Source organism: Actinomycetaceae bacterium MB13-C1-2, from assembly GCA_035621235.1.
Taxonomy (GTDB): Bacteria; Actinomycetota; Actinomycetes; order Actinomycetales; family Actinomycetaceae; genus Scrofimicrobium.
In genome coordinates this window covers 1,420,839-1,433,042 of record CP141731.1, presented here as the reverse complement: position 1 = coordinate 1,433,042, position 12,204 = coordinate 1,420,839, and the positions used below count along the sequence as shown (strand labels likewise).

Below are 12,204 nucleotides of genomic sequence, written 5' to 3'. Positions count from 1 at the left end.
TATGAGTTACAACCGTAATGAAGTTCTGGCGTGGATTCAGGACGACCCCGATGTAAACGACGCAAAGGTACTGCAGAACCTACTTGAGTTAGCTGACGGCGGCGACACTGGAGCAGCCGCAGAGCTGTCAGATCGCTTCAGCGGCATGTTGACATTCGGCACCGCCGGTTTGCGCGGCGAGTTGGGGGCGGGACCGAACCGCATGAACCGTGCGGTCGTTATCCGTGCCGCTGCGGGCCTCACCGCATACCTCAAAGAACAACTTCCGGACGGATTCACCGTTGTCGTCGGGCATGACGCCCGTCATGGATCACGCCAGTTTGCCGAAGACACGGCCGCTGTGGTCGAGGCGGGTGGAGGTCACGCATATCTCTTTGACCACGCTCTCCCTACCCCTCTCACCGCGTTCGCGCTCCGACGGCTTGGGGCTGACGCTGGAGTTGTTGTCACTGCGTCGCACAATCCTCCCGCAGACAATGGATACAAGGTCTACCTGGGCGGAAAAGTCGTAAGTGACTGGGGTCAGGGATCTCAAATCGTAACTCCGTACGACGGCGCGATTCTTGAGAAGATCATGGCAGTACCGTCAGTGGCCTCGGTTCCCCGCGCCGAATCCGGCTGGGAGGAACTCGGTGATGACATGGTGCAGGCGTATGTCGACCGCATCAAGAAGGTTGTGCCCGAGGGTCCGCGCGACCTGAAGATTGTTCTCACCTCAATGCACGGAGTTGGTGGAGATACCGCGCTAAGAGCCCTTGAAGCAGTCGGGTTCACCGATGTGACCGTGGTTGCGGAACAGCACGAGCCCGATCCCAACTTCCCCACTGTCACGTTCCCCAATCCAGAAGAGCCAGGAGCTCTAGATCTAGCAATCTCACTGGCGCGCGAGGTCGGTGCAGACATAATCCTGGCAAACGACCCGGATGCTGACCGCTCGTCCGCCGCGATCCCTGATGCCTCAACCGCCACCGGCTGGCGTCAATTGACCGGCGATGAGGTGGGTTCACTTCTTGGAGATCAGACCGCTCGTGAAATCACAGGCGGAGAGAAAGTGGCATCAGACGAGGGGCCGAATGGACCAACCCTGGCGAACTCGATCGTCTCGTCAAGACTTCTGTCTAAGATCGCGGCAGCACACGGCCTGCACCACGAGTTCACCCTGACTGGTTTCAAGTGGATCTCCCGCGTGCCCGGCCTGGTATTTGGCTATGAAGAGGCAATCGGATTCTGCGTCGATCCTCAGTATGTGCGAGACAAGGACGGAATCTCTGCGAGCACTAAGCTGGCGGCTCTGGCTGCGTCGCTGAAGGCGGAGGGACGCTCGGTCCAGGATCGTCTTGACGAACTGGCCAGGGCGTTCGGTCTGCACGCCACAGCACCACTAACAATCCGCGTTGAGGACCTATCGCTGATCGCCAAGGGCATGGAGAACCTTAGGACCAACGGCATCACCTCAATCGCTGGAGCGTCTGTCGTGGAGACGGTCGACTTAGCCATTGGAACCGAGGACTTGCCGCCCACGGATGGTCTGCTGTACGTGACCGACCGCGATGACAGAGTTGTGGTTCGCCCCTCCGGAACTGAACCCAAGCTAAAGTGCTATATCGAAGTCATCGAGAACATTATCGATGATGACGTAGACACGGCCAGGGCACGCGCAGCAAAGCGCCTTGATGCGATTAGAGGCGACATGCGCTCGGCAATAGGGATCTAGGTAGTCTGCGGGTCCCCTCGTTTGATATGACAAGACCGGCCTGCGGATAATCTCCAAAGGCCGGTCTTGTGGGTGGAATTTAGTCCTCTAGTCCATCTAGCACTGCCTTTGTACCGGATAGACCCAGGCGGGTTGCCCCCGCGTCGATCATTGCCTGGGCTGCCGCTGCGTCACGGATTCCCCCCGACGCCTTTACCCCCAGATCGGGACCAACAGCTGCACGCATTAACGCGACTGCGTGTGCACTTGCACCACCGGATGGGTGGAACCCGGTCGACGTCTTCACAAAATCTGCGCCTGCACGCTTGCAAGCTTTGGACGTCTCCGTAACTTCCTCGTCCGTCAAAGCAGCTGACTCGATGATGACCTTTAGCAAGGCGCCGGGAACTGCATCGCGAACCGTCTTGACGTCGCCCTCAACCGCGTCCCAGTCGTGCTCCTTGACGAAGGCGAGGTTGATAACCATGTCTACTTCATCAGCACCATCTGAGACAGCCTGTGCCGCCTCTGCAGCCTTGATCGAGGACTTCACAGCTCCCGAAGGGAAGCCGACAACAGTCGCCACCTTCATTCCTTCGGGAACCTTTACGGGAAGCATCGAAGGCGAAACACAAACTGAAAACACGCCAAGCTCGGCACCCTCATCGATCAGGGCCTGCACATCCGCTGCCGTTGCCTCTGGCTTCAGTAGCGTGTGGTCAACCATTCGGGCGACTTCACTTCGGGATGTCATTTAAACTCCTTCTAACTCTTGTAACTCGTCGGCGTGCGAAATTGTCATAGGCCCGCAGGTGGTGCATTACGGACCCGGCTCTTCCGCAATATCCGAGTCCGGCCAGTCTCTCGGCTTAGTGTCCGGGACCGTCTACTCGGTCAAGGATGATCGAGGGAACATCTGTTGGCCTGTCCACACTGATCTTGATTGCGCCGTCTAGCGCCTCGATTGAGCGCTCAAAGCGTTCTGGCGTGTCCGTATGAAGGGTAAGCAGTGGCTGTCCCTTTTTCACGGAGTCACCCGGTTTCGCATGGATCTCAACTCCAGCGCCGGCCTGGACCGCCTCACCCTGACGGGTGCGACCTGCACCCAAGCGCCAAGCGCAGATCCCGACGCCCCAGGCGTCAAGTTCACTCAGGTACCCGGATTCCTCCGCCACAATCTGCTCTTGGTACTTCGCAACTGGCAAAGCTGCAGCTGGATCACCACCCTGATCGGCAATCATCTGGTTCCAGCGGTCCATTGCTCGCCCATCGCTCAGAGCAGCTTGCACGTCCACGTCGTCCTTACCCACAAGACGCAACATTTCGCGGGCCAAGCTCACGGTTAGGTCGACAACGTCCTGAGGACCGCCGCCCGCCAAGACTTCAACCGATTCACGGACCTCTAGGGCATTGCCGACCGTAAGACCAAGCGGAGTGGACATGTTGGTGAGCAAAGCCGATGTGCGCACACCCGCGTCCTCGCCCAGCGCAACCATTGTCTCAGCGAGCTTCTGCGCCTGCTCTAACTCACGCATAAACGCCCCAGAGCCGACCTTGACATCGAGTACCAGCGCCGAGGTCCCCTCCGCAATCTTCTTCGACATGATCGACGAAGCTATCAAGGGAATGCAGTCAACAGTCGCCGTTACGTCACGCAGTGCATATAGCTTCTTGTCAGCGGGCGCGAGCCCTGAGGTAGCAGCACAGATAACGGCGCCCGGACCATTTTCCAGCATCTCAAAGATCTGCTCCGAATCCAGGTTCGGATCCCAGCCTGGAATCGACTCTAGCTTGTCGAGTGTGCCGCCCGTATGGCCCAGACCGCGTCCCGAAAGCTGTGGCACCGCCACATCAAAACATGCAACAAGGGGTGCGAGTGGCAGAGTGATCTTGTCCCCCACCCCGCCCGTCGAATGCTTGTCGGCCGTGGGCTTGGTCAGCTTCGAGAAGTCGAGACGCTCACCCGAGTTCATCATCGCCATGGTCCAGCGAACAATCTCCTCGCGATCCATTCCGCGAAGAAAGATAGCCATTGCCAAGGCCGACATTTGCTCATCGGTAACGACGCCGCGCGTATAGGCATCAATTACCCAGTCGATCATCGGGTCAGGAATCCGCCCGCCGTCCCTTTTGATTCTGATTACATCTACGGCATCAAAGGCTTCTGTCTTTGCCAACACCTATTCCTCTTCCTGATTCTGTTCAGCAACTTCGCTGTCCCAAACGCGTTCGAGGTCCGCCGGGCCAAACCCGCCCGGCAGCACCCGGTCCATCGTCATTCGCCCTTCCGGCATTTCGAGGACCAGTTCCGCGCCACCATGCTCCCAGAGCAACTGGCGGCAACGCCCGCAGGGTGAGGCTGGTTCTCCCAAACCGTCAACGCAGGCGAATGCCACGAGGCGGCCGCCGCCGGTGCGGAATAGATCAGAGATCATTCCGCACTCGGCACACAGACACACTCCGTATGCGGCGTTTTCGACGTTGCAACCAGTCACGATGCGGCCGTCGTCCACGAGTGCCGCGGCCCCAACCGGGAACTTCGAGTAGGGCACGTAGGCGTTTTGCATGGCGCTGACCGCCGCGCTCCGTAGTTCTTGCCAGATCGTTTCGTCAATCTTTGCTTTAGTCACTAGTCCTCCAATAGTGATCCGGTTTACGGATATGGTTTGCCCTCGGCTGCCGGAACTCGAACGGCTCCGACGAATCCGGCTACAGCAAGGATGGTGACCAGGTACGGAATCATTAGCAGGTATTCAGCCGGGATCCCTCCACCGACCGCCTGCATGATGATTCCCAGGTTGGTAGAGAACCCGAATAACAGCGCTGCCATTAGCGCCCCGACCGGGTTATAGCGACCGAGGATCATGGCAGCCAGAGCGATAAAGCCGTTTCCTGCTGCCATGTCCTTCGAGAAGGCAAGCCCTTGACCCACGGTAAAGAAGGCGCCGCCGAGCCCGGCAATGGCGCCACCTAGAAGGACGTTGTGCCAACGAATGGAGTTGACCTTGATTCCCACCGTGTCAGCGGCCTGAGGCTTCTCACCAACAGAACGCATCCGTAGTCCCCACCTCGTTGAGAACAGAGCGAACTGAAGGATGATCACGGCCGCATACATCATGTAGACCAGGATTGTCTGGTTGAACAGGACCGGACCAATAATGGGAATGTCCTTCAAAATTGGAATCGGTAGCTGTGGCAGTCTCATCGCCTTGTTAAGGTGCGGTGAATCGCGGAGTAGCGTCGAGAAGATGAACGACGTGACGCCGAGTGCAAGCATGTTCAAGACAACGCCGACAACGATATGATCCGCTCGGTACTTGATTGTGAACAGAGCCAGCAGTGCAGCAAGCAACATGCCCGCGATCGGCGCACCGATCAGGCCCATCCACGGTGAACCAAAGGCGGAGGCCGTAATTGCACCAGCAAAAGCTCCGAACAGGAGCTGGCCTTCGATTGCGATGTTGACGGTTCCGGAACGCTCATTTATGACACCTGCAAGAGCACCGAAAACCAGCGGGGTAGCAAATGCCAAACCGCCCGCTAACAGCGAGACGACCGGGAGATTAGCGCTTGGACGGTCCGCAACAATCCAGACGAGGAATGCAAATACGAATGACACCCCAACCACAACGAGTGTCCATCCGGGTACCGCCCTTCGGTTGATTGCCTGGACCCAGACGAATACGGTCACAACAACCGCAAGAACCGCAAGAATGCCCGTGGTCAGCTGAGCGGGAGCCGTCCAGGTGAAATCCGACATCCACGCGCTCGCGCCTTTGAATGACAGGTTGGACTGTCCCCGAGATGTTGCGGCCAAAAGTACGGCCAGAGCCGCCATCACCGTCGTAACGATCGGGTCACGCCAGGAAATCGGAACTGTGACGCCGGCGAGTTCAGCCTCGGTAGCGTTTTTGGTAGGAGCTGTTACAGCGCTCATCAGCGACCGCCTTCCTTGGACGAGGAATCTACATTGCTCACGCCAGCCACGACCTCGACCGGCACACCGTCGTTGTCGACGATCACTGTCTCCCCCTCAGACTCGTCCTTATGCTCCACCTTCGAGACGGTTGCCTCACGGATACTGCGACGTTGGCGCATATACCTGATTGCCTCGGAAGCCGCGATCATTAGGACGATGATCGCCTGGGTGATTTGAACAATGTCGACAGGGATTCCTGCCGATGACTGCATCAGTGCTCCACCCGCATTCAGCGCCCCAAATAGAAGGCCCGCGAAGAACACGCCGATTGGACGTGACTTCCCAAGTAGCGCAACCGTGATCGCGTCGAACCCCAGTGATCCGGCCATACCGGCCGTCAGTGCTTTCTCGGTACCCAGAACAGGTCCGGTCGCCGCGAGTCCGGCGAGGGCTCCCGAAATGACCAGGGTCCACATGATTGTGTTTTTAACGCTCATGCCAGCGGTACGAGCAGCGTCCTGGTTTGCGCCGGAAGCCCTGATTTCGAAACCGAAGGTTGATCGGTCGATGAGCCACCACACGAAAATAGTCGCCAGGATTGCGACTATGATGCCGAAGTTCAATCGGAAACCCGAGCCGGCAAGAAGTGGGTAGGCCGAATTGGACCCAATCGGCCGTGACTTGCCGGGGAAGCCGTCTCCATGAAACAGCTTCGTGTTCAGCATGGCCGCCAAGAATAGGGTGGCGATTGAGTTGAGCATGATAGTCACGATGACTTCATTTGCACCCAACCTCGACTTCAGGAAACCAGGAATGAAGCCATATATCGCACCGCCGATCAGCGCCCCTGCAACAGCCAATAGAACGTGTAGCACCACGGGCAGATCAAAGTAAAAGCCGACGAAACCTGCGAACAGGCCGCCCATGATGAGCTGTCCCTGGACACCGATATTGAACAGGCCCGCAGTGAATGAGACCGCGATTGCCAAACCAGCAATGATTAGTGGTGTCGCACGAACGATGGTCTCGGTCAGCGGACGGAACATGCCCTGTACGGTGCTCTGTCGCCAGTCGAATATCGAGCCTCTGATCAGCGAGGTGAAGAAAGACGCAAATGCGTTCCACACCGCACCGAAGAAGTCTGCTGGCTGTGCGAACAGGTATCCGGCTGTGCGCTGAACATCTGAATCGAAGGCGACGACAATGAGCGCACCAATAATCAGAGCGGTCAGGATTGCTACCGCAGTCGTGGCAGCCGAAGGGTTGAACAGCGTGTCCAGGATTTTCCTGACCCACTTCTGAGACTTGTCCGGTCCTTCTACCGGCTCAAGCGTGGATGGCTCTGGATTTAGAACTGCAGGACCGTTACTCACTTGCCGCCCTCCTCAAGCTCAACGTCAACGGGGTCTTCCCCGTCGCCGGGGTAGGCTTGCGGAACATCGGCCGTCGCCGCCAGCGCTTCCTCATATGGCACACCCGCCATCATTAGGCCGAGGGTGTCGCGCTTGGTATCCGCCGGCACGATTCCAACAATCTGTCCGCGATACATTACTGCGATGCGGTCTGCGAGCGAGGTCACCTCGTCCAGTTCCGTTGAGACAACCAAGACTGCGGAACCGTTGTCGCGCTCTTGGATTATTCTCTTGTGTACGAATTCGATGGAGCCGACGTCGAGGCCACGGGTTGGTTGTGCTGCGACCAGGACCTTGACCGGACGAGAGAGCTCGCGAGCCAAGATCGCCTTCTGTTGGTTACCACCAGAAAGGGTCGAGATCGGATCTTCGACGTTGGTCAAACGAACGTCAAATTCAGTTGCTAACTTTTCCGCATTCTCTAGCACCGCATCGGGATGCATATTGACACCGGTCGCGAATGGTTCGCGGTCGTAAATGTCTAGGATCATGTTCTCGGCCACCGAGAAACTAGAAATCATGCCATCCTTTGAACGGTCCTCGGGAATGTACCCCAGTCCCTTACGGAGACGTTCCTTTATGGAAGTGTGGTCGATCGGTTCTCCCTCAATGGTGATACTGCCACCATCGGGCACAGACAGACCTAGGATCGTCTCGCAGAGCTCGGTTTGTCCGTTACCTTGGACTCCGGCAACGCAGAGAATCTCTCCGGCCTTGACGTCAAAGTTCAGGTGATCGAGTAGCAGGTGCTTGTTGTCATCCACCAGAGTCACATCGTTGAACTCCAGAACCTGAGCGCCCGGCTTGGGCGCCGTTTTTTCGACGTCCAAGATGACCTCGCGGCCAACCATCATCGACGCCAAATCCTTCTCAGAGTCAGTCGGCTTCGCCTGTCCTACCACCTTGCCGCGTCGAATAACGGTGATGTGATCGGCAATCGCCCGTATCTCGCGTAGCTTGTGGGTAATGAAGACGATCGAAGTACCGGACTCCTTGAGTTGACGCATGATCTCAATAAGTTCGTCAGTCTCTTGGGGAGTCAGAACTGCGGTCGGTTCGTCAAGAATTAGGACTTCTGCGTCCCGCGACATTGCCTTGATGATTTCGACGCGCTGCTGTGCACCAACCGGTAGGTCCTCGATCACGGCGTTCGGGTCAAGATCGAATCCGAACTTCTCAGAAAGCTCGCGGACCTTCTTCTCAGCATCTCTTTTCTTGATGATGCCTAGGACCGTCGGTTCGTATCCGAGTGCCACCGACTCCGCGACCGTAAATACCGGCACCAGCATAAAGTGCTGGTGAACCATTCCAATTCCGGCGGCCACGGCATCGCCAGGCCCGTCGAAATGAACGACTTTATCGTCGATCAGAATCTCGCCACCGTCCGGCTGATACAGGCCATACAGCACGTTCATCAACGTTGATTTGCCGGCTCCATTTTCGCCGAGCAGTGCGTGGATTTCACCGGGCTCAACGACAAGACTTATGTCGTCGTTGGCCACCAGCGGTCCGAAGACCTTAGTGATCCCTCTCAGTTCGAGCTTCACATTGTGTCCTTTGTGGGCAGGTAATTCGCATCCTTGCGTAAGGGCGGAGAACCTAGTGTAGTAGGTCTTGATGGTATGTAGCGCCACTTTGCGCGCGAGTTTAGATTCTGGGTATCACCCCAAAGTAATCGGGAGGGTGCAGGCATTGCACCCTCCCGATGTGTTCTAGTCATTGAAGACCACTGAGTCGGAAGCCCGTCTAGTGTCCTCCATACCAAAACTACTTAGGCGTGTTCACGCTCTCAACTACGATGCTTCCGTCGATGATGCCATCGCGAAGTGCGGAGATCTCGTCGTCAAGGTCAGCGGGGACCTTGTCAGCAAAATCGTGCCACGGAGCAATTCCAACACCGTCGTTGGCGAGGGTGCCAATGAACGGATCGGAGGTCCATGAGTCGTCAACAACCATCTTGATCGAGTCGAACACAGCTGCTTCGATCTGCTTGAGAACGGAGGTGAGGATAACGCTGCCCGAGTCAGGCTCAGTCAGGTAGCCATCGGCGTCAACCCAGACGACCATGGTGCCTTCGTGTTCCTTGGCTGCTGCCAGTGTTCCTAGACCGACGGGGCCGGCAACCGGCATGACGACGTCAGCGCCCTGGTTGAAGAGCTCTTCAGTGAACTGCTTGCCCTTTGCCTGGTCCTCGAAGTTTCCTACTGCCATGCCGGTCTGGGCGGCCTTGTCCCAGCCGAGAAGCTCAACGTTCGTTCCCTTGTCCTCGTTGTACTTTGCAACGCCATCTGAGTAGCCATCAGCGAAGACGGCAGTCGATGGGATTTGCATACCCAGGTAGGTGCCGACCTTGCCGGTGGTCGACATTGCTGCCGAAGCGTAGCCTGCCAGGTAACCGGCCTCTGCCGTGTTGAACAGCAACGCGCGAGTGTTCTCAAGTGAGCTGTCACCAATGGTGGAGTCAACCAGAGCAAACTTAACATCCGGGTACTTAGCAGCAGCCTCAGCCATTGCCTGGTCCATCAGGAAGCCAACGCCAATGATGATGTCGCAGTCGCCCTGCACCATGTTCTCGATGTTCGGTGCGAAGTCCTGATCACCGGTCGACTCAGCCTGAGCAATCTCAACACCCAGTTCCTTCTCAGCCTTAGTTAGGCCGTCGTGACCCGACTGGTTGAAGGACTTGTCGTCGAAGCCGCCCTGGTCAGAAACCATGCAAGCCTTAACATCAGACTTTTCTACTGTTGCCTCACCGCCGTCGCCACTAGCTGCTTCAGACTGAGTATCTTTGCTTTCTGTAGGGGCCTGTCCACAAGCTGCAAGGGACAGTGCAACTGCTGCGGCGATAGCGCCGAATCGCAGAGAGTTCTTCAAAATTCCTCCTGAACGGATAAAAAAGCGCGAGCGCCAATAGACAAAATCAAACTTCGATGCTCACGTCATTTCCCATGTTAGTTGGGGGTGAACACACTAACAGGCCAACGCGTCCCTCGCCACCGAAACGCAACGTTTCCGTTACACATCGTGTGTGACAGACCACCACGAGACGAGAGCGCAGGGTTAGCCGCGACGCAACTGCACCGCGTTCTGAGTCCATCGGTGGTCGAAGCCTGGTTAGAGAAAGCGTTCCTGCCCGTCAGCCCTCAGGGCATCTACCCCTTCTTTCACTCTTTGCGCATTCGCTCTCGTCGTCACCAACAGGGCATCGCCAGTGTCAACAACAATCGCTCCAGGAACGCCCACGACGACCACGGCCTTGTCAGAGGAAACACGGATAACAGAATCATTCGAATCTATTGCAACGTGAGCCGGGTTATTCGGACTACTGTCCCCCAGGGCATCCAACGCCTCAAAGTCGCCCAAGTCTGTCCAACCCGAATCAGACATGATCACCGTTGCAACCCCACCTTGAGAGGCCACCGGCTCTGCGATGGCATGGTCTATCGCAATGCGCTCTATTGATTTCCACTCGCGCTTCAAGATCTCCTGGCGTTCCAGCAGGGACCATCCGTCTGCAATGTGGTTGAGCGACTTGTCCATTTCGGGATGAAGTTTCGCCAGGTGCTTCTTCAGTACCCCAGCCTTCATCACAAACATGCCGGCATTCCATAGGTATCCGGCTTTCAGGTACTTGGCCGCGGCCTCTGCACTCGGTTTCTCGACGAATCGCTTTACTAGGAAGGCCTCGTCCGTTATCAGTTCAACGGTAGGTTGGATGTAACCAAACGCTGTCGAAACGGACTCGGGCTTGAGCCCAATAGTCGTCACATACCCCTCTTCGGCCGCTCCGATTGCGCCGCGTACCGCATCCTGAAAGATCGCGGGACGAAGAATCGAGTGATCCGCAGCAAAGGATCCAACTACCGCATCATCGCCGTACTTCTTCGCTAGCAAATAGGTCGCCAATCCGATGGCGGCCATTGAGTCCCGTGGCGCAGGCTCGGTTATCACTGCGACCGGCAGGTTCTCCGGCAGCTTCTTTAGGTCCACCAGAGCCTGGAGTTGTTTTTGAACCTCGCCCACGTGTTTGTGTCCCGTAACAACCGTAATCGACGCCGATACGGGGGCTAGGCGAAGTGCGGTTTTTTGCAGTAACGACTTGCCAGACGTTTCCAGATCCAGCAAGAACTTGGGGCGAGACTGCCTCGAAAGAGGCCACAGCCTTGAGCCGGCGCCCCCGGCCGGGATGATTGCGTGTAGCTTTTCCAAGTTTGACCTCCAACTCTCTGGGCACACTTGCCAGCCCATCTATCAGGGGAACTCTATCGGCAAGCCGACTTCCCTTTCTCTAAGCTCCAATCAATTCGGGGCACGGCACCCCTCGAGCTCGGCACGAAAAGACTCCGGATTGATTGGAAATCCGGGTGTAGAAGAGACGCCGAACGCCGGCCCCGCAGACGGGACCGGCGCTCTTGATGGGATTCGCGACGAACCAGAACGGTCCGTCTAAAGAGTTCCTACTCTGCGTCCTTCGCCGCTTCCTCGACAGCCTCCTCGACTGCGGTTTCTGCGGACTCAATCGCAACATCCTGAATGGTCTGGACAGCCACGATTTCACGTTCACCGTCAAGCATCGTTTCGACGCCCTCTGGAAGAACTAGGTTCTCGACGCGGATAACAACGCCCTCTTCAAGTCCCTCAACATCGACTTCGATCGACTCAGGAATCGAGGTTGCCGGAGCCTTTACCAGGACCGCGAACTCTTCCTGGGCCAGCTGGGTGCCCGAGATAGGCTCGCCGACGATCACGATCGGAACCTCAACTTCGACCTTTTCATCGGCGCGAACTGCAAGCAGGTCAACGTGCAGGATGTCGCGTCGAACCGGGTGACGCTGAATCGACTTCACAAGTGCGAGCTGCTTCTTCTTGCCATAGTTCACTGTCAGAACAGCGTTGGCATTGTCCTTGACAATCAGGAATACCGCGTGACCAGGCAGATCCAAATGAACCGGGTCGATACTGTGACCGTAAAGGACTGCGGGGATATTTCCCGCCTGACGCGAACGACGCGAGGGGCCCTTACCAAACTCCGTGCGTTCAACACCGGTAATAGAAAGTTCTGTAGCTGCTGCCATGGTAAAACCTCTTTCACTCTGCGGGCCGGGCCCGACTTCTTTGCCTACCCGACGACCATCGCAAGAGCGATAACCAACCACGTCGATCACGGAGCGATATTTCTG

At 57.0% G+C, this 12,204-nt stretch carries 10 protein-coding genes; 1 reads left to right on the top strand and 9 read right to left on the bottom strand.

The features are described from left to right. The first annotated feature begins 1 nt into the window (after window position 1). Window positions 2-1,714, top strand: coding sequence for a phospho-sugar mutase (locus U6G28_06315; protein WRS29149.1), 1,713 nt, complete (start codon window positions 2-4; stop codon window positions 1,712-1,714). 79 nt (window positions 1,715-1,793) lie between these two features. Here the strand turns inward: U6G28_06315 and deoC are convergent, their stop codons facing one another. The 9 genes from deoC to U6G28_06270 form a co-directional block, all read right to left on the bottom strand. Beyond that, window positions 1,794-2,447 (bottom strand): deoxyribose-phosphate aldolase, encoded by a 654-nt coding sequence (deoC, locus tag U6G28_06310; protein ID WRS29148.1) that lies wholly within the window; start codon window positions 2,445-2,447, stop codon window positions 1,794-1,796. A 115-nt stretch (window positions 2,448-2,562) separates the two neighbouring features. Then, window positions 2,563-3,870, bottom strand: a complete 1,308-nt coding sequence (locus U6G28_06305) for a thymidine phosphorylase (protein ID WRS29147.1) — start codon at window positions 3,868-3,870, stop codon at window positions 2,563-2,565. A 3-nt stretch (window positions 3,871-3,873) separates the two neighbouring features. Next, on the bottom strand, window positions 3,874-4,323 hold the full coding sequence (locus tag U6G28_06300) for a cytidine deaminase (GenBank protein ID WRS29146.1): 450 nt from the start codon (window positions 4,321-4,323) through the stop codon (window positions 3,874-3,876). A gap of 23 nt (window positions 4,324-4,346) precedes the next feature. Then, a complete protein-coding gene (locus U6G28_06295; protein ID WRS29145.1) occupies window positions 4,347-5,630 on the bottom strand; it encodes an ABC transporter permease in 1,284 nt (427 codons plus the stop codon). Beyond that, window positions 5,630-6,985, bottom strand: coding sequence for an ABC transporter permease (locus tag U6G28_06290; protein WRS29144.1), 1,356 nt, complete (start codon window positions 6,983-6,985; stop codon window positions 5,630-5,632). The genes U6G28_06295 and U6G28_06290 overlap by 1 nt, the downstream gene beginning before the upstream one ends. After that, a complete protein-coding gene (locus U6G28_06285; GenBank protein WRS29143.1) occupies window positions 6,982-8,571 on the bottom strand; it encodes an ABC transporter ATP-binding protein in 1,590 nt (529 codons plus the stop codon). Before U6G28_06285 ends, U6G28_06290 begins: the two co-directional genes overlap by 4 nt. 220 nt (window positions 8,572-8,791) lie before the next feature. Next, the gene (locus U6G28_06280) at window positions 8,792-9,898 is read right to left on the bottom strand and encodes a BMP family ABC transporter substrate-binding protein (protein WRS29142.1); all 1,107 of its coding nucleotides are present in this window, start codon (window positions 9,896-9,898) and stop codon (window positions 8,792-8,794) included. Window positions 9,899-10,138: 240 nt separating this feature from the next. Then, entirely contained in the window at window positions 10,139-11,233 is a 1,095-nt protein-coding gene (locus tag U6G28_06275) for a mannose-1-phosphate guanylyltransferase (GenBank protein WRS29141.1), read from the bottom strand. Between the two features lie 248 nt (window positions 11,234-11,481). After that, the gene (locus U6G28_06270; protein WRS29140.1) at window positions 11,482-12,099 is read right to left on the bottom strand and encodes a 50S ribosomal protein L25/general stress protein Ctc; all 618 of its coding nucleotides are present in this window, start codon (window positions 12,097-12,099) and stop codon (window positions 11,482-11,484) included. Window positions 12,100-12,204 lie beyond the last annotated feature (105 nt).